Raw genomic sequence first — 18,796 nt, forward strand, 5'->3', positions numbered from 1 at the left:
CAGATTTGTCCCCTTTTGAGGCTTTGACACTCATGTTTGTAGCTGGTAACTTTGTTATCACGCTCCTAAGGTTCATCCTTGAATTGGTAAAAGAGACAAAAAATAGCCGTCCTAACTTTGGCGAGTTAACGAGCTATTTTTTAGTTATGTAATTACAGCCACCGTCTTAAACGGCTCTGTGGGGTGTTGTTGTCGCAACACCTTTTTCTATATTTATTGTAACATTTATTTGAAAAATTGCAAGGGGAATTGTTCTACTTTAGCAGTGTCTGATATAAAATAGAAATTGAAAAAAATGCTAAAATCCGATATAATGGAGTGTTGAAAGGAATGGTAAAATCCAATGTAGAAATCATTCTTAGCTATTGAAACAAGAAAAATAGAGAATCAAAGAAAGAGAACTTATGAATATTCAAGAAGAAATTAAGAAACGTCGTACCTTTGCCATCATCTCCCACCCGGACGCGGGGAAAACAACTATCACTGAGCAGTTGCTCTACTTTGGGGGCGAGATTCGTGAGGCTGGTACCGTAAAAGGAAAGAAAACAGGGACTTTTGCCAAGTCTGACTGGATGGATATCGAGAAGCAACGCGGGATTTCGGTGACTTCATCTGTTATGCAGTTTGACTACGATGGTAAGCGCGTCAACATCCTAGACACCCCAGGGCACGAGGACTTTTCAGAAGATACCTATCGTACCTTGATGGCGGTGGATGCTGCTGTTATGGTCGTGGACTCTGCCAAGGGTATCGAGGCTCAGACTAAGAAATTGTTTGAGGTTGTGAAACACCGTGGCATTCCGGTCTTCACCTTTATGAACAAGCTAGACCGTGATGGACGTGAGCCACTGGACCTCTTGCAAGAATTAGAAGAAGTACTAGGCATTGCGAGTTACCCGATGAACTGGCCAATCGGGATGGGGAAAGCCTTCGAGGGGCTCTATGACCTCTATAACCAACGCTTGGAGCTCTATAAAGGGGATGAGCGTTTTGCTAGTTTAGAAGATGGGGACAAGCTTTTTGGCAGCAACCCTTTCTACGAGCAAGTCAAGGATGATATTGAACTTTTAAATGAAGCTGGGAATGAGTTTTCAGAGGAAGCTATTCTGGCTGGAGAATTGACACCAGTCTTCTTCGGTTCAGCTTTGACAAACTTTGGTGTGCAGACCTTCCTTGAGACCTTCCTTAAGTTTGCTCCAGAACCACATGGGCACAAGAAAACAGATGGAGAAATTGTGGATCCTTACGACAAGGACTTCTCAGGATTTGTCTTTAAAATCCAAGCCAACATGGACCCTCGTCACCGCGACCGTATTGCCTTTGTCCGTATCGTATCGGGTGAATTTGAGCGCGGTATGAGCGTCAATCTGCCTCGTACTGGTAAGGGTGCTAAACTTTCGAATGTGACTCAGTTTATGGCGGAAAGTCGTGAGAATGTGACCAATGCTGTTGCAGGAGACATCATCGGGGTTTATGATACCGGTACTTATCAGGTTGGGGATACCTTGACAGTCGGGAAAAATAAATTTGAATTTGAACCACTGCCAACCTTTACTCCTGAAATTTTCATGAAAGTTTCTGCTAAGAATGTCATGAAGCAAAAATCCTTCCACAAGGGGATTGAGCAATTGGTGCAAGAAGGAGCTATTCAGCTTTATAAGAACTATCAAACTGGCGAGTACATGCTAGGTGCTGTTGGACAACTCCAGTTTGAAGTCTTTAAACACCGTATGGAAGGCGAGTACAACGCAGAAGTGGTCATGAGTCCAATGGGTAAAAAGACCGTTCGTTGGATTAAACCAGAGGATTTGGATGAACGGATGTCATCAAGCCGTAATATCTTGGCTAAAGATCGTTTTGACCAACCAGTCTTCCTCTTTGAAAATGATTTTGCTCTCCGCTGGTTTGCAGACAAGTATCCAGATGTAGAGTTGGAAGAAAAAATGTGATTCAGTACCAACAATTGGAGCTAAAGTTCCTAATTGTTGGACGCTAGTCGCTATTTGGCGAACTAGCTAACTGCCTCACTAACTCCGTTTGCAAATAGACTCGATTTGCAAAACTCAGTGTCGTGTGTAATATGACAGTAAGATATACTGTATCTTATTTCAACTTCCCGTGGACAAGATTCTAAATTATATAGCTTATTCGTTTTACTATTAACCTTCATGGTGATAACTTACAAATAAAAGAAAACTTCAGATATTCACTTTTGGTGACTGGTCTGAAGTTTTCTTTTTTACTGTCCATATTTTTGGTAAAAGTCAACTTTTACTTGGATGAAGGTTTTTGCTTCACGTAGGAGTTGAAGAAGGGTGGCGCGAGCTTCAAATTCTTCTCTTGTCTTGGGCAGACTGCGATTACGGAAGACTTCCAGATAACGTTCAATTTCATCTAGTAAATCAGAAGCAGGATTGGTCTGGCTCAATTGACCTGCAATTTTTGAAAAGAGTTGGGCTAAAATCAGGCTCTCACTGGCAGCTAGGTGACAGGTGTTGATTTGCTGGGCCATGTTTCGCAGGATACGACTTTGTCGCTGTCTCATCTCAAAGTAGTGGATATGGTAGTCGGTCTGGTGAAAGAGGTGGTCAGAGTGATCTAGGTAGACCAGTTTGAGGGCTTCTTCCAAAAGAGTGTCTAATTCTTCCACCAGCTGTGCTCGGTTGCGGCCGTCCCCTCTAGATAAATAATATTTAAAGCGCTGGAGGATATCTTTTAACTTTTCTTCTACCAATGTGTGGTAGTGCTGGATTTCCTCTTCTCGTGAAGGCATGTAGAGATTGACCAGCAAAGCAAATCCAGTACCGATTGCAAAGAGAAGGAATTCGTTGACTAGGAGGTCTGGAGAGGTTGACTCTTGAATCAAGAGGTGGCTAACCAAAACAGTGCTTGGTGTGATGCCAATTTCCCAGCCCATCTTGTAGGCTAGGGGAACATAAAGAGCCAGATAGAGGCCAAGGCTCCAGATATGAAATCCGCTCAAGTGAAAAGCCAAACCCCCGATAACCAGAGCCAGAAGCATGGAAAAGAGCCGATTGCGGGCCAGTTTTAAGGTACTTCTACGGGTGTCGGATAGGCTCAAGAGGGCGATGATTCCAGCTGAAACTGCTGAGGAGAGATTAAAAAAATAAGCAAGAAGGCAGGCAAGACAGGTAGCTAAGATGAGCTTGGTCGTACGTTGGCTAATAGACATAAGGATTTCCTAGTAAGTTAGATAAAAGCGGAAAAGACAAGACCTGAGCAGGCTTGCCTTTATGAGTTATTTTTTACGGGCTGCTGCGTATTCGGCAACAGCGGTAAAGAGCACGTCTGTAGAAGAGTTGAGGGCTGTTTCACATGAGTCTTGGATGACCCCAATCACAAAGCCAACCCCAACAACTTGCATGGCAATATCGTTAGAAATACCGAAAAGGCTACAAGCAACTGGGATAAGAAGGAGAGAACCTCCCGCAATACCAGAAGCACCACAGGCTGAGATTGCGGCAACTACACTGAGGACAAAGGCTGTGGCAAAGTCAACAGGGATTCCAAGAGTATTTACTGCTGCAAGGGTCAAAACGTTAATGGTAATCGCCGCCCCGGCCATGTTGATAGTAGAACCAAGTGGGATAGAAACCGAATAGGTATCTGGATCTAATCCAAGGTCGTGACAAAGTTTCATGTTGACAGGGATGTTCGCCGCAGAACTACGAGTGAAGAAGGCTGTCACACCGCTGACACGCAAACATTTCCAAACGAGGGGATAAGGATTTCTCTTCATAAAGAGGAAGGCAATTAGTGGATTCACTACAAGAGCTACAAAGAGCATGGTTGTCACCAAGAGGGCAAGCAAGATTCCATAGTTGGCTAGGCTTCCGATTCCCTTATCAGAGATGGTTTTGAAGACAAGACCAAGGATACCAAATGGAGCTAGGTTGATGATCCATTCGACAATTTTAGACGTCACATCAGCCATGGTTTTAAGCAATTCTTTACTGTTTTTACTTGCCTCTCTCATAGCAATCCCGAAAACAACTGCCCAAGATAGGATACCGATGTAGTTGGCTGTGACAAGGGCATTGACTGGATTATCAACCAGTTTGAGCAATAGGTTGCTGAGAACCTGACCAATCCCATCTGGTGGTGCGATTTCTGTATTGGCACTATTTAAGGTAATCTCAACAGGGACGATGAAACTTGCTAGGACAGCAACAAGTGCCGCTGCAAAGGTTCCTACCAAGTAAAGGAAGATAACCGTTTTCATGTTGCTATCTTGTCCCTTTTGATGTTGGGAAAGGGCGTTAGCAACGAGGGCAAAGACTAGAATAGGTGCGATGGCTTTTAGACCGCCAACAAAGAGATCTCCGAGTAGACCAATTCCTGAAATGTTAGGAAGTGTCAGCCCTAGGGTTCCTCCAATGAGCATACCAATCAAAATCCGTTTGATTAGGCTTGCCTTATTCCAAGCATGAATGAATTTTTTCATAACAATCTCCTTTGTTGTGTAATGTTTATGATTATAGTATAAATATGAGCTAAAATCAAGAATTTTCTGTCTATTTTGGCTATTATTTTTTGAATATTTATGGAGATTCATCACTTGTGAAAGTATGGTATAATAAATGAAAGGAGTTTTCTATGCAAGAATTTATTCAAACCTATCTCAATAAGCTTGATATAACAACGATTATTGAAAATATCTTAACCAAGTTACTTTCTCTTTTATTCTTATTTTTACTCTTTTATATAGCCAAGAAATTGCTCCATACCATGGTGCAGAGAATTGTCAAACCTTCTCTAAAAATGTCTCGTCATGATGTCGGGCGTCAGAAAACCATCTCACGTTTATTAGAGAATGTGTTTAATTATACCCTTTATTTCTTTTTACTTTACTGCATTTTGTCGATTTTAGGTTTGCCAGTTTCTAGTTTGCTGGCAGGGGCTGGGATTGCTGGGGTGGCTATTGGAATGGGAGCCCAAGGCTTTCTATCTGATGTCATCAATGGCTTTTTCATCCTCTTTGAACGTCAACTGGATGTGGGAGATGAGGTCGTTTTGACAAATGGTCCTATTACCGTATCGGGCAAGGTTGTCAGTGTCGGCATTCGAACAACGCAACTCAGAGGAGAAGATCAGGTTCTGCACTTCGTTCCCAATCGGAATATCACCGTCGTCAGCAATTTCTCACGCACAGACTAGACCTGTTATTTTAAGTAATTTGTGGTACAATAGAAAGAGTTTAATAAAGGAGAAAAGATGGTTTTAGAAAAGCAGTTGGGCAATGGTTGTACCTGGATAGACCTTGATGTGGATAAGATTAAAAATATGGAAGATCTTTCTGACATCTATGGATTGGACAAGGAAACCATTGAGTATGCTCTGGATAGAAATGAACGAGCTCATATGGATTATAACCGTGAAACGGAGACGGTAACCTTTATTTATAATGTTCTTGATTTAGAAAAAGACAAAGAATATTATGAAGCGATTCCCATGACCTTTATCGTCGAAAGACAACGAATGATTACCATCAGCAACCATAAGAATGCTTATGTCATTGATCAGATGTCAGCTTATCTGGATAGCCATGAGTCGCTTTCTATTTACAAGTTTCTCTTTGCTGGTTTAGAGATTATTAGTAACGCTTATTATCCTGTCATTGAAGAGATGGATAAAAGTAAGGACGAAATTAGTGCCTTGCTACGTCAAACTACAACAAAGAAAAATCTCTTCGCCCTCTCTGACTTGGAGACTGGTATGGTTTACTTGACAGCAGCAGCAAAACAAAATCGACTCCTCTTGGAACATATCCAGGGCCATGCTCTTTATCGGAGATTTAATGATGTCGAACGAGAGCAGTTTGATGATGCCATGATTGAAGCCCATCAGTTGGTGTCTATGACAGACTTGATTTCTCAAGTCTTGCAACAACTCTCAGCTTCTTACAACAACATCCTAAACAATAACTTGAATGATAGTTTGTCAATTTTGACTATTATCTCCGTCTTACTAGCAGTACTTGCGGTTATTACAGGTTTCTTCGGAATGAATGTTCCTCTACCATTTACAGAAGAGCCAAATGCTTGGATTTATATCTTAATGACTAGCTTGATTTTATGGGTGGCCTTATCTCAATGGCTGAAGAAAATTACTAGAAAATAAAAGAAAAGGAGCCAAAATGGCGATTGAAAATTACATGCCAGATTTTGCTGTGGAAGCAGTCTATGATCTGACAGTCCCAAGTCTGCAGGCGCAGGGAATCAAGGCTGTTTTGGTCGATTTGGACAATACCCTCATAGCTTGGAACAACCCTGATGGGACGCCAGAGATGAAGCAATGGTTACATGATCTTCGGGACGCGGGCATTCGCATCATCGTAGTCTCAAACAACACCAAAAAACGAGTTCAACGCGCAGTTGAGAAGTTTGGAATTGATTACGTTTATTGGGCTCTGAAACCCTTCACATTTGGGATTGATCGTGCCATGAAGGAATTCCACTATGAGAAAAGTGAAGTGGTCATGGTTGGCGACCAGCTCATGACGGATATACGAGCAGCCCACCGAGCTGGCATTCGCTCGATTTTAGTCAAACCCTTGGTCCAACATGACTCGATCAAAACGCAGATTAACCGAGCGCGTGAGCGTCGTGTGATGCGAAAAATCACTGAAAAGTACGGACCGATTACATATAAAAAAGGAATTTAACTATGGAAGAAATTCTCTGTATTGGTTGTGGAGCAACCATTCAGACGACAGACAAGGCTGGTCTTGGATTTACCCCCCAGTCGGCACTCGAAAAAGGTTTGGAGACTGGGGAAGTCTATTGCCAACGCTGTTTCCGTCTCCGTCATTACAATGAAATCACAGATGTCCAGTTGACGGACGATGATTTCCTCAAGCTCTTGCACGAGGTGGGAGACAGTGATGCCTTAGTGGTCAATGTCATTGATATCTTTGATTTTAATGGCTCTGTTATCCCAGGTTTGCCACGTTTTGTCTCGGGTAATGATGTCCTCTTGGTGGGAAATAAAAAAGATATCTTGCCCAAGTCTGTTAAACCAGGCAAGATTAGCCAGTGGCTCATGGAACGTGCACACGAAGAAGGACTTCGTCCAGTTGATGTCGTCCTAACTTCGGCCCAAAACAAACATGCTATTAAGGAAGTCATTGACAAGATTGAACACTACCGTAAGGGCCGTGATGTCTATGTGGTTGGTGTAACCAACGTTGGAAAATCAACTCTAATCAATGCTATTATCCAAGAAATCACGGGTGATCAGAATGTCATCACGACTTCGCGCTTCCCAGGGACAACCTTGGACAAAATCGAGATTCCACTTGATGACGGTTCTTATATCTATGATACACCGGGGATTATCCACCGTCACCAGATGGCTCACTACTTGACGGCTAAAAACCTCAAGTATGTCAGCCCCAAAAAGGAAATCAAGCCTAAAACCTATCAGCTCAATCCTGAACAAACCCTGTTTCTAGGCGGTCTGGGACGCTTTGACTTCATTGCAGGTGAGAAGCAAGGTTTCACAGCCTTCTTTGACAATGAACTCAAACTCCATCGTACCAAACTTGAAGGCGCTAGTGCCTTTTACGATAAGCACGTCGGAACTCTTCTGACACCACCAAATAGTAAAGAAAAAGAAGTTTTTCCAAAACTAGTCCAGCATGTATTTAACATTAAGGAAAAGACAGATCTAGTCATCTCTGGACTCGGCTGGATCCGTGTAACAGGCACAGCCAAAGTCGCCGTCTGGGCACCAGAAGGCGTCGCAGTCGTCACACGAAAAGCAATTATTTAAAATGAAATCACTGAGCGAACAAAGTGAGCTCATAAAGAGATAGTTATTGCCGTGGTGTCTTGCCAATCATTAGATTGGCAAGGGGCACAATTGAGACCAAGGCTCAATTGTGAGGCCAGGAAATCCATTTTTCAAAGATGAGATCTTTGGAAAATTAGTTCCGACCGTCCCTCACTACCTAAAATAACTATCAAAAAATAAGGAAGAAATTATGTCATTAACATCAAAACAACGTGCCTTCCTCAACAGTCAGGCACACACCCTCAAACCCATCATCCAAATCGGGAAAAATGGACTTAACGACCAAATCAAAACCAGTGTCCGTCAGGCTCTTGACGCCCGCGAATTGATTAAAGTAACGCTCTTGCAAAACACAGATGAAAATATCCACGAAGTAGCTGAAATCTTGGAAGAAGAAATCGGTGTGGATACTGTCCAAAAGATTGGACGCATCTTAATCTTGTTTAAACAATCCAGCAAGAAAGAAAATTGCAAGATTTCTAAGAAAGTCAAAGAAATTTGACCCCCATACTCCAAACAACTGTTTTTACAGAGAAATAAAGGAGACTAGCCTATGGCAATCGAACTATTGACTCCCTTTACCAAGGTAGAGTTGGAGCCAGAAATCAAGGAGAAAAAACGCAAACAAGTCGGGATTTTAGGGGGGAATTTTAACCCTGTTCACAATGCCCATCTCATCGTTGCGGACCAAGTACGCCAGCAGTTAGGACTGGATCAAGTTTTGCTCATGCCTGAGTACCAACCTCCTCACGTAGATAAAAAGGAAACCATCCCTGAACACCATCGTCTCAAGATGCTTGAATTGGCGATTGAGGGGATTGAAGGTCTGGACATTGAAACAATCGAGCTAGAGCGCAAGGGCATTTCTTATACCTACGACACCATGAAGCTTCTAACTGAGAAGAATCCAGATACAGATTATTACTTTATCATCGGTGCCGACATGGTAGACTATCTGCCCAAGTGGTACCGAATTGATGAATTGGTTGACATGGTTCAGTTTGTAGGGGTTCAGCGCCCACGCTACAAGGCAGGGACTTCCTATCCCGTTATCTGGGTGGATGTGCCTCTCATGGATATCTCGTCTAGTATGGTGCGTGACTTCCTTGCCCAAGGACGAAAACCCAACTTTCTCCTACCTCAGCCGGTGCTAGACTACATCGAGAAGGAGGGGCTCTACTGATGGCCTATCAAGACTATATCAACTGTTCCCGTGAGGCTTTGTTGGAAAAAATGGCAGAGCTTCTACCTGAAAAACGCTTAACCCATTGCTTGGGTGTGGAGCGTGCAGCCATAGAGCTAGCAGAACGATTCGGAGTTGATGCTGAGAAAGCTGGTCTAGCAGGTCTTCTTCATGACTATGCTAAGAAGTTGTCAGATCAGGAATTTCTAGACTTGATTGACCGTTACCAGCTAGACCCTGACCTCAAAAACTGGGGCAATAATGTCTGGCATGGTATGGTTGGCATCTACAAGATTCAAGAAGATTTGGATTTGCATGATCTAGAAATCTTACGAGCTATTGAAATTCATACAGTCGGTGCTGGTCAGATGACAGATCTAGATAAAGTCATCTACGTTGCAGACTATATCGAGCATAACCGTGCCTTTCCAGGAGTGGATGTGGCGCGTGAAATTGCGAGTCTATCGCTTAATAAGGCGGTGGCCTACGAAACAGCTCGTACCGTGGAGCATCTAGCTCATCAGGGATTCCCTATCTATCCCCAAACCCTTGAAACCTATAACGCCTTTGTGCACTATTTGAAAGAGGACTAAATGAAGACGGCTTTTATAATCATTGATGTTCAGAATATTTTAGTGGAAACCGGTTTTCAGACAAATAGTCTATTGGAAAAAATTTCTTATTTACAAAACCAGGCTAGAAGCAAGAATATCGAAATTATCTATGTTCAACATATTGAGGATTTTGAAGCTCAAACATCAGAAGATTGGCAGATATCTGGACTTTTAAATCGAAAACCTAATGAAAAGGTCTTTCAGAAGAAGTATAACAGTATTTTCAAAGAAACTGGTTTAAAAGAATACTTGGATAAACAGGGGATTGAAAAATTAGTTTTATGTGGTATGCAGACAGAATATTGTGTGGATACCTCTGTCAAGGTTGCCTTTGAATATGGCTATAAGCTGATTATTCCAGAAGGTGCTGTCACAACCTTTGATGGAGATGACATTCCAGCAGAAACGATTAATGAATTTTATGAGGGCATTTGGGAGGGGCGCTTTGCAGATGTCCTAGATTACAAACATATTTTCTAGAAAGAGGACTAAATGAACGAAAAAGAATTACTAGAACTAGTCGTGAAAGCGGCTGATGAGAAACGTGCGGAGGATATCCTCGCACTTGACGTACAAGATTTGACTAGCGTGACGGATTACTTTGTTATTACTAGTTCAATGAATAGCCGTCAGTTGGACGCTATCGCTGATAACATCCGTGAAAAAGTAGCCCAAGCAGGCTTTAAAGGTAGCCATATCGAAGGCGATGCAGCTGGAGGTTGGGTCTTACTAGACCTCGGCGCTGTCGTTGTGCATGTCTTTTCAGAAGAAATGCGTGCCCACTATAACCTAGAAAAGCTATGGCATGAGGCAAATTCAGTAGATATTTCAGAAGCTCTTGCTTAGAAGATGAACTCAGTTGTAGTCAACTGGGTTTTATTTGCTTATTTTAGAAAAATTGATAGAAAGGTAAAGGGCGAGTGGTGTTTGCCATTGACGCTCTTGGTATCATGATTATGGCAACTTATGAAACTTTTGCGGCTGTTTACGATGCGGTCATGGACGACAGTTTATACGATAGATGGACGGATTTTTCGCTTCGTCATTTGCCTAAGACCAAGGAGAGAAAGAAACTCTTGGAACTGGCTTGTGGGACAGGAATTCAATCTGTACGCTTCTCTCAGGCTGGTTTTGATGTGACTGGTCTTGATTTGAGTGCGGATATGTTGAAGATTGCCGAAAAGAGAGCGGCTTCAGCCAAGCAAAAGATTGAATTTATTGAAGGCAATATGCTGGATTTGTCCAAGTCAGGTCAATATGATTTTGTCACGTGTTATTCGGACTCTATCTGCTATATGCAGGATGAGGTGGAAGTAGGGGACGTCTTTAAGGAAGTCTATAATGCTCTCAACGAAGATGGCATCTTCATCTTTGATGTGCATTCGACCTACCAGACAGATGAAGTTTTTCCAGGCTATTCCTACCATGAAAATGCGGAAGATTTTGCCATGCTATGGGATACCTACGAGGACGCGGCTCCTCACTCCATCGTGCATGAGTTGACCTTTTTTATCAAGGAGGCGGACGGTTCCTTTAGTCGCCACGATGAAGTGCATGAGGAGCGGACTTATGAGGTTCTGACCTATGATATCTTGCTGGAACTGGCTGGTTTTAAATCTTTCAAACTCTATGCAGACTTTGAAGACAAGGAGCCAACAGAAACCAGTACCCGTTGGTTTTTTGTGGCGCAGAAGTAGGAGATTAGCATGACCATCACAGGTATTATCGCGGAGTTCAATCCTTTTCATAATGGCCATAAATACCTGCTGGATCAGGCAGAGGGGCTGAAAATTGTTGCCATGTCTGGGAATTTCATGCAGAGAGGCGAGCCTGCTATTGTGGATAAGTGGACACGGGCCCAGATGGCACTGGAAAATGGCGCGGATCTGGTAGTAGAATTGCCCTTTTTGGTCAGTGTTCAGGCAGCAGATTTCTTTGGCCAAGGGTCTGTGGATATCTTAGCTCAGTTAGGGATTGATAACTTAGCCTTTGGGACGGAGGAAGTTCTGGATTACCAGAAAATCGCTGACTTATACACAGAGCAGGGTGCTGAGATGGAGCAATTTGTGGAAAATCTGCCTGATTCCCTTTCCTATCCCCAGAAAACCCAGGCCATGTGGAAGGAATTTGCAGGTCTTGATTTTTCAGGTAATACACCCAATCATGTCCTTGCTCTGGCCTATGTCAAGGCACTTGCAGGACGAGACATCAAACTTGAGCCAATTCAGCGTCAGGGGGCAGGCTACCATTCTGTGGACAAGGATGTGGACTTTGCTTCGGCAACAGCCCTCCGTCAGCACCAGAGGGACAAAGATTTCTTAGAACGCTTTATGCCTTCTATTGCTCTCTTTGAGCAGGCTAGTAAGGTGAGCTGGGAAGACTATTTTCCTATGCTCCGCTATCAAATCTTGTCCAATCCAGACCTAACCACTATCTATCAGGTCAATCAAGAAATGGCAGTGCGCATCAAGGAAGCCATCAAGACAGCCCAGTCTGTGGAAGACTTGGTCGAGGTGGTTGCGACCAAGCGTTACACCAAGGCGCGTGTCAGACGCCTCTTGACCTATATCTTGGTGCAGGCTAGAGAAAGTGACTTGCCAGAAGCCATTCATGTCCTTGGATTTACTGAAAAAGGCAGGCAACACCTCAAGTCCTTGAAGGGACAGGTCAATCTAGTCAGCCGAATTGGCAAAGAACCTTGGGATCCCATGACTCAAAAGGCAGACCAGATTTATCAACTGGGGAATCCAAGTATAGCTGAGCAGAATTTTGGAAGAGTGCCGATTAGAATAGAAAGAAACTAAGTCTACTGAAATGTAGGCTTTTTTAAATTTTTGCTGATGTTACGGATTCTAAGTAATAAAGGTTATCCAGATAAATTCAGGGAGCTAAACTCCAAATTGACGCTAAATTCCCCAAAACATATTCTATTTTAGGTTTGTGAAAATCACTTTTTTATGGTAGAATGTAAAAGAATGTATGTCATTCGGAATAACAATAAAATGAGGTAAAAACATGGAGATCATGTCGCTTGCGATTGCTGTTTTTGCCGTCATCATTGGTTTAGTCATTGGATATGTCAGCATCTCAGCTAAGATGAAATCATCTCAGGAAGCTGCAGAGTTGATGCTTTTAAATGCTGAACAAGAAGCAACTAATTTACGTGGACAAGCTGAACGTGAAGCGGATTTACTTGTTAATGAAGCTAAACGTGAAAGCAAGTCTCTTAAAAAAGAAGCACTATTGGAGGCCAAAGAAGAAGCCAGAAAATACCGTGAAGAAGTGGACGCTGAATTCAAATCAGAACGTCAAGAACTCAAACAAATCGAAAGTCGTTTGACAGAGAGAGCTACTAGTCTTGACCGTAAAGACGACAATTTGACGAGTAAAGAACAAACACTTGAACAAAAAGAACAAAGTATTTCTGATAGAGCGAAAAACCTTGATGCGCGTGAAGAGCAATTAGAGGAAGTCGAAAGACAAAAAGAAGCAGAGCTAGAGCGTATTGGTGCCCTGTCTCAGGCAGAAGCACGAGATATTATCTTGGCTCAGACAGAGGAAAACTTGACCAAGGAGATTGCTAGCCGCATTCGTGAAGCTGAGCAAGAGGTCAAGGAACGTTCTGATAAAATGGCCAAGGACATCCTGGTTCAAGCTATGCAACGTATCGCTGGTGAATATGTAGCGGAGTCAACAAACTCAACAGTTCATCTGCCAGATGATACTATGAAGGGACGCATTATTGGTCGTGAAGGTCGTAACATTCGTACCTTTGAAAGTTTGACAGGTGTTGATGTGATTATCGACGATACGCCAGAAGTGGTGACCTTGTCAGGTTTTGACCCGGTTCGTCGTGAGATTGCCCGTATGACTATGGAAATGTTGCTCAAAGATGGTCGCATCCACCCAGCTCGTATCGAAGAGTTGGTTGAGAAAAACCGTCAAGAGATTGATAATAAGATCCGTGAATACGGTGAGGCAGCAGCCTATGAGATTGGTGCGCCAAACCTTCATCCAGACTTGATGAAGATTATGGGACGTCTGCAGTTCCGTACTTCTTATGGACAAAATGTCTTGCGTCATTCGATTGAGGTTGCTAAGTTGGCTGGTATCATGGCGAGCGAACTTGGTGAAAATGCGGCTCTTGCCCGTCGTGCTGGATTCCTTCACGATATCGGGAAAGCTATTGACCGCGAGGTTGAAGGTAGTCACGTTGAAATCGGTATGGAATTGGCTCGTAAGTACAAGGAACATCCAGTTGTGGTCAATACGATTGCTAGCCACCACGGCGATGTCGAAGCTGAGAGCGTCATTGCAGTGATCGTCGCTGCAGCAGATGCCTTGAGTGCGGCCCGTCCAGGTGCTCGTAGTGAGTCTCTTGAAAGCTATATCAAGCGTCTTCATGATTTGGAAGAAATTGCGAACGGCTTTGAAGGGGTACAAAATAGCTTTGCCCTTCAAGCAGGACGTGAAATCCGCATCATGGTCAATCCAGGACAAATCAAGGACGACAAAGTCACAATCTTGGCTCACAAAGTTCGTGAGAAAATTGAAAATAATCTCGATTACCCAGGAAATATCAAGGTAACCGTGATTCGCGAGCTTCGAGCAGTAGATTATGCTAAATAATAAAAAAACTGAGGTCAGAAGAGAATCTGACTTCAGTTTTTTGAATAAATTATTTGAAATAATTCGTTATATTATCGAGGCGAAACCTCAATTGGAGATAGGTAGACTAAATCTTGAGTGGAGTTATAGTTTCCAATTTGTGCCTTTATATGTACATTTTGGCCTTTAGAAATATTTTCGCCATTAAAAGAGTTGAAAGCGGCGTTAGAAACTGTTGTTATATTTACAAATTTAAAGTTTGGTCCCGAAGGTGCTTGTTCTGCTCCTAAGTAATTTCCGCCATAAATAAGCATATCGAATTTTGTTTTGTAATTTTTATAGTGTGCAATATCTGCTATGTGTCCATCAAATTCGATGACTTGACCTTTATATTTTTGAATAAAATTTGTTATGGTGCTTGAGTCATCAGTTTGCAATAGTGCTTTAAATTCCTCATTGTTTTCAGTTGTGATGACAGCTGATTGGGATGTACTTGTTGACGAGGTTTCGGTCGAGCTTGATGTGGTGTTAGTTGAACTAGAGGAAGCAGGCGTCGAACTTGATGATGTAGAGGATGATTCACTAGTTTTCTCGACAGATTTTTCAATAACGCTACTAGTTTCTGTAGATGAAGGGTGAGAAACAGTAGTTGACTTATCTGAGTATAATCCAATTATAACTGATATAAGAATCATAAATATTGCAACAGCACCGATTAAATATGGAATTAATTTTTTTACCTTCAATTCCAGTGGGCTTAATGGTGTGATTTCAACCTCAGCTTCTTTTTCAAAAAAACCAAAAATTCCAGCATTTCCATGATCAATAATATTGATTTTGACTTCACTTTTTTTGAGATTAAGTTCAGATAAGCCATTTTCAATCGCTTCATCAACATTTTTTCCTTTATAATTTCCCATAAACTTCTCCTTTTTATATTAGTAGTTTTATTATCTCTTAAATAGAATAAAAAGGCAAGTATATTTTAAGGGGATACCTTGTATAAATCTAAATAAATAAGAAAGAGCAGTTGAAAAATTACTGCTTTTTTGTTACACTAGATAGAAAGACTGTAAAGGATAATCTGGCTTTTTGCCATTATTCTAGAGAAATGTTATCTCACAGACTGACTAAAGGAGACACAATGGCAGACCGAGGCTTACTAATCGTTTTTTCTGGTCCTTCAGGGGTTGGCAAAGGAACGGTTAGAAGAGAGATTTTTGAGAGTTCTGAAAACCAATTTCAATACTCTGTATCGATGACGACACGCGCACAACGTCCTGGAGAAGTGGACGGTGTTGACTATTTCTTCCGTACTCGCGAAGAGTTTGAAGAGCTGATTCGTCAAGGACAGATGTTGGAATACGCAGAATATGTCGGCAACTACTATGGCACTCCTCTGACCTATGTCAATGAAACCTTGGACAAGGGGATCGATGTTTTCCTTGAAATTGAAGTTCAAGGAGCTCTTCAAGTCAAGAAAAAGGTTCCAGATGCTGTCTTTATCTTCCTGACACCACCAGATTTGGATGAATTACAAGACCGCTTGGTAGGTCGTGGAACAGATAGTGCAGAAGTGATTGCCCAACGAATCGAAAAAGCCAAGGAAGAAATTGCGCTTATGCGTGAGTATGATTATGCGATTGTCAACGATCAGGTGCCCCTAGCTGCTGAGCGTGTCAAACGTGTGATCGAAGCAGAGCATTTCCGTGTGGATCGTGTCATTGGTCACTATCAGGAGATGTTACCGAAATCTCCAACTACCCGATAAAATTTAGAAAATAGGTACAAGCAAATGATGTTAAAACCCTCTATTGATACCTTGCTCGACAAGGTTCCTTCAAAATATTCACTCGTAATCTTGGAAGCAAAACGTGCTCACGAATTGGAAGCAGGTGCGCCAGCAACTCAAGGTTTCAAATCTGAAAAATCAACTCTTCGCGCTTTAGAAGAAATCGAATCAGGAAACGTTACAATTCACCCAGATCCAGAAGGTAAACGTGAAGCAGTGCGTCTCCGTATCGAAGAAGAAAAACGCCGCAAAGAAGAAGAAGAAAAGAAAATCAAAGAGCAAATCGCTAAAGAAAAAGAAGATGGTGAAAAAATTTAAGGTTGGGGGGACTCAATCTTATTTTTTCTATTTGAAAGAATGTACTGACAAGGAGGAGGTGAGAAGATGACCCTAGCTAAGATTATCGTAGATGTGCCCTTGATGCAGACGGACCAGCCCTATAGTTACAGAATTCCTGAGGAATTTGAGGGAATGTTGGAAGTTGGAATGCGGGTACATGTGCCCTTTGGTAAGGGTAATCGTCTGATTCAAGGGATTGTTCTTGATTTAGATTCTCAATCAGCTGAAGAAGAGATAGAGCAAGATTTAAAAGATATTGTCGAGGTGTTGGATTTTTCTCCTGTTCTTACGCAAGAACAACTCTGGCTTGCTGAGGAGTTACGCAAGTCCGTCTTCTCCTACAAAATTTCCATCCTCAAGGCTATGCTACCAGGATTTCTGAACTCCAGCTATGACAAGATTCTCTATCCTCTGGCAGGTCTGAGTCAGGAAGATCGAGAGCGCTTGTTTGGTTCAGAGGATTCGCTTGCCTTTTCTTCTCTAGACCTTGCTAAGCAAGCTGAAATGATGCGTTTGACTAGAAAAGGCCTGCTTGGTCTGGAGTATCAGGCAGTCGATCAAAAGAAGGTCAAGACCCAGTCTTGGTATGAGGTAGACCTTGCTCAATTAGAAAATGTAGAGATTTCTACACGCGCCAAGAAAAAGTTAGAACTGAGAGACTATTTGCTTTCTCATCCTGAGAGTGCTTCCTTGGCTAGTTTGCTAGAGTTCTATTCGCGGGAGCAAGTTAACTTCTTTGTGGAACAAGGTGCTGTTACCATAGTCCAAAAGGAAGTGCAACGCTCGGCTGCTTATTTTGAAGGGATTGAGGCAAGTCAGCCTTTGGAGTTGAATCCAGAACAAAGGCAGGCGCGTGATGCGGTTGTCAGTGCGATTGGCAGTCATCAGCCTCCCTTCCTCCTTCAAGGAATTACAGGGAGTGGGAAGACCGAGGTTTATTTGCAGATTATCCAAGGGACCTTGGATAAGGGCAAGACAGCTATTTTGCTGGTGCCTGAGATTTCCTTGACTCCTCAGATGACGGAGCGTTTTATCGCTCGTTTTGGAGATAAGGTTGCCATTCTTCACTCTGGCCTGTCCAATGGTGAAAAGTATGATGAATGGCGCAAGGTGGAACGTGGCGATGCCCAAGTTGTTGTTGGTGCTAGATCGGCCATCTTTGCTCCGCTGAAAAATTTGGGTGTTATGATTATTGATGAGGAGCATGAAGCAACTTATAAGCAGGATAGTAATCCTCGTTACCATGCCAGAGAAGTAGCTATTTTACGGGCTCAGTATAATCAAGCAGCCCTGGTACTTGGGTCTGCGACACCGAGCTTAGAGAGCCGTGCTCGGGCTGGAAAAGGCGTCTATCAACACTTACGTCTGACCCAACGTGCCAATCCTTTGGCTAGGATCCCTGAGGTTCAAGTGATTGACTTTCGGGACTATATCGGACAAAATGAGACGTCAAACTTTACGCCCCCTTTGCTAGAAGCTATTCAGGACCGTCTGGCTAAAAAAGAGCAGGTGGTTCTCATGCTCAATCGCCGGGGCTATTCTAGCTTTGTCATGTGTCGAGAATGTGGGACTGTGGATACTTGTCCCAACTGTGACATTTCTCTAACCTTGCACATGGATACCAAGACCATGAATTGCCATTATTGTGGTTTTTCGAAGGATATTCCTCACGTTTGCCCTAACTGTAAGAGCCGCAGTATTCGTTACTATGGGACAGGAACACAGAAGGCTTATGACGAGCTAGCAGAACTCTTTCCGCAGGCCCGCATTCTACGGATGGATGTGGATACGACTCGTAAGAAAGGTAGTCATCAAGCTCTCCTTGACCAGTTTGGACGAGGAGAAGCAGATATTTTACTAGGTACTCAGATGATTGCCAAGGGATTGGATTTTCCCAATGTAACCTTAGTCGGAGTGCTCAATGCCGATACAGCCTTGAATTTGCCTGACTTCCGTTCTTCTGAGAGAACCTTCCAACTTTTGACTCAGGTGGCAGGTCGGGCAGGACGTGCTGAAAAAGCTGGGCAGGTCTTGATTCAGTCTTACAATCCTCAGCACTACGCTATTCGATTTGCCAAGGATCAGGATTACGAAGGCTTTTACGCTTATGAAATGGGAATCAGACGACAACTTGGTTATCCGCCTTACTATTTCACGATTGCTATTACCCTTTCTCATAAGAAAGAAGAAGAGGTGGTCAAACGTGCCTATGAAGTTATGAACATTTTGCGGTCAGGCTTGTCAGAGGGCAGTAACATTCTTGGGCCAACGCCCAAACCCATCGCCCGTACTCACAACCTCTATCATTACCAGATTTTAATTAAATACCGTTTAGAAGATGAGCTGGGGACGACCCTCAACCAGGTTTTGGCCTTGACTCAAGAACGGGAAAATAGTGAGCTCCGTCTTAGCATTGACCATGAGCCACAGCAATTTTTATAAGAA

Annotated in this window: 20 protein-coding genes; 17 read left to right on the forward strand and 3 right to left on the reverse strand. The window is 42.8% G+C overall.

From position 1 onward, the window contains the following. The first annotated feature begins 32 nt into the window (after window positions 1-32). Together B7703_RS10050 and B7703_RS03755 are read left to right on the forward strand one after the other, a co-directional pair. Window positions 33-152, forward strand: coding sequence for a putative holin-like toxin (locus B7703_RS10050; protein WP_230529158.1), 120 nt, complete (start codon window positions 33-35; stop codon window positions 150-152). 252 nt (window positions 153-404) lie between these two features. Further along, entirely contained in the window at window positions 405-1,949 is a 1,545-nt protein-coding gene (locus B7703_RS03755; protein ID WP_001025437.1) for a peptide chain release factor 3, read from the forward strand. Window positions 1,950-2,239: 290 nt separating this feature from the next. Here B7703_RS03755 and B7703_RS03760 read toward each other — a convergent pair whose 3' ends face one another. Both B7703_RS03760 and sstT read right to left on the reverse strand, forming a co-directional pair. Next, on the reverse strand, window positions 2,240-3,193 hold the full coding sequence (locus B7703_RS03760) for an aromatic acid exporter family protein (protein WP_084923691.1): 954 nt from the start codon (window positions 3,191-3,193) through the stop codon (window positions 2,240-2,242). Between the two features lie 66 nt (window positions 3,194-3,259). Next, on the reverse strand, window positions 3,260-4,465 hold the full coding sequence (gene sstT / locus B7703_RS03765) for a serine/threonine transporter SstT (protein ID WP_084923692.1): 1,206 nt from the start codon (window positions 4,463-4,465) through the stop codon (window positions 3,260-3,262). A 152-nt stretch (window positions 4,466-4,617) separates the two neighbouring features. Here sstT and B7703_RS03770 point away from each other — a divergent pair, with 152 nt between their 5' ends. The 12 genes from B7703_RS03770 to B7703_RS03825 all read left to right on the forward strand — a co-directional run bounded on the left by B7703_RS03770 (window position 4,618) and on the right by B7703_RS03825 (window position 14,241). Next, complete coding sequence (locus B7703_RS03770; RefSeq protein ID WP_001154851.1) at window positions 4,618-5,178, forward strand: mechanosensitive ion channel family protein; 561 nt, start codon at window positions 4,618-4,620, stop codon at window positions 5,176-5,178. A gap of 57 nt (window positions 5,179-5,235) precedes the next feature. Continuing rightward, window positions 5,236-6,141, forward strand: coding sequence for a magnesium transporter CorA family protein (locus B7703_RS03775; RefSeq protein WP_000242267.1), 906 nt, complete (start codon window positions 5,236-5,238; stop codon window positions 6,139-6,141). Between the two features lie 16 nt (window positions 6,142-6,157). Beyond that, entirely contained in the window at window positions 6,158-6,685 is a 528-nt protein-coding gene (locus tag B7703_RS03780; RefSeq protein WP_000963748.1) for a YqeG family HAD IIIA-type phosphatase, read from the forward strand. 2 nt (window positions 6,686-6,687) lie between these two features. Next, entirely contained in the window at window positions 6,688-7,794 is a 1,107-nt protein-coding gene (gene yqeH, locus B7703_RS03785) for a ribosome biogenesis GTPase YqeH (RefSeq protein ID WP_084923694.1), read from the forward strand. Between the two features lie 211 nt (window positions 7,795-8,005). Further along, window positions 8,006-8,317, forward strand: a complete 312-nt coding sequence (gene yhbY, locus B7703_RS03790) for a ribosome assembly RNA-binding protein YhbY (protein ID WP_084886757.1) — start codon at window positions 8,006-8,008, stop codon at window positions 8,315-8,317. Window positions 8,318-8,368: 51 nt separating this feature from the next. Continuing rightward, window positions 8,369-8,998, forward strand: coding sequence for a nicotinate-nucleotide adenylyltransferase (locus tag B7703_RS03795; RefSeq protein ID WP_084886755.1), 630 nt, complete (start codon window positions 8,369-8,371; stop codon window positions 8,996-8,998). Then, window positions 8,998-9,591, forward strand: a complete 594-nt coding sequence (gene yqeK, locus B7703_RS03800) for a bis(5'-nucleosyl)-tetraphosphatase (symmetrical) YqeK (protein WP_084923696.1) — start codon at window positions 8,998-9,000, stop codon at window positions 9,589-9,591. The genes B7703_RS03795 and yqeK overlap by 1 nt, the downstream gene beginning before the upstream one ends. Next, window positions 9,592-10,092 carry a cysteine hydrolase family protein gene (locus B7703_RS03805; protein ID WP_084923697.1) on the forward strand — a complete coding sequence of 167 codons (501 nt, stop codon included), beginning with the start codon at window positions 9,592-9,594 and terminating at the stop codon, window positions 10,090-10,092. 12 nt (window positions 10,093-10,104) lie between these two features. Then, entirely contained in the window at window positions 10,105-10,458 is a 354-nt protein-coding gene (gene rsfS, locus B7703_RS03810) for a ribosome silencing factor (protein WP_084923699.1), read from the forward strand. 110 nt (window positions 10,459-10,568) lie between these two features. Next, window positions 10,569-11,309, forward strand: a complete 741-nt coding sequence (locus tag B7703_RS03815) for a class I SAM-dependent DNA methyltransferase (RefSeq protein ID WP_338322409.1) — start codon at window positions 10,569-10,571, stop codon at window positions 11,307-11,309. A gap of 9 nt (window positions 11,310-11,318) precedes the next feature. Next, entirely contained in the window at window positions 11,319-12,416 is a 1,098-nt protein-coding gene (locus tag B7703_RS03820; protein WP_084923701.1) for a nucleotidyltransferase, read from the forward strand. A 211-nt stretch (window positions 12,417-12,627) separates the two neighbouring features. Next, window positions 12,628-14,241, forward strand: a complete 1,614-nt coding sequence (locus B7703_RS03825; protein WP_084923702.1) for a ribonuclease Y — start codon at window positions 12,628-12,630, stop codon at window positions 14,239-14,241. Window positions 14,242-14,312: 71 nt separating this feature from the next. Here the strand turns inward: B7703_RS03825 and B7703_RS03830 are convergent, their stop codons facing one another. Continuing rightward, the gene (locus tag B7703_RS03830) at window positions 14,313-15,140 is read right to left on the reverse strand and encodes a DUF4839 domain-containing protein (protein WP_084923704.1); all 828 of its coding nucleotides are present in this window, start codon (window positions 15,138-15,140) and stop codon (window positions 14,313-14,315) included. 224 nt (window positions 15,141-15,364) lie between these two features. On the opposite strand from B7703_RS03830, the gene gmk reads away from it, so the two are divergent. From gmk to B7703_RS03845, 3 genes are all read left to right on the forward strand, one after another. Then, on the forward strand, window positions 15,365-15,991 hold the full coding sequence (gmk, locus tag B7703_RS03835; RefSeq protein ID WP_000775041.1) for a guanylate kinase: 627 nt from the start codon (window positions 15,365-15,367) through the stop codon (window positions 15,989-15,991). Between the two features lie 24 nt (window positions 15,992-16,015). Next, on the forward strand, window positions 16,016-16,330 hold the full coding sequence (gene rpoZ / locus B7703_RS03840) for a DNA-directed RNA polymerase subunit omega (protein ID WP_084923705.1): 315 nt from the start codon (window positions 16,016-16,018) through the stop codon (window positions 16,328-16,330). Between the two features lie 66 nt (window positions 16,331-16,396). Next, the gene (locus tag B7703_RS03845) at window positions 16,397-18,793 is read left to right on the forward strand and encodes a primosomal protein N' (RefSeq protein ID WP_084923707.1); all 2,397 of its coding nucleotides are present in this window, start codon (window positions 16,397-16,399) and stop codon (window positions 18,791-18,793) included. The last annotated feature ends 3 nt before the right edge of the window (window positions 18,794-18,796 follow it).

The sequence above is a fragment of the Streptococcus mitis genome, assembly GCF_002096735.1.
Taxonomy (GTDB): Bacteria; Bacillota; Bacilli; order Lactobacillales; family Streptococcaceae; genus Streptococcus; species Streptococcus mitis_CZ.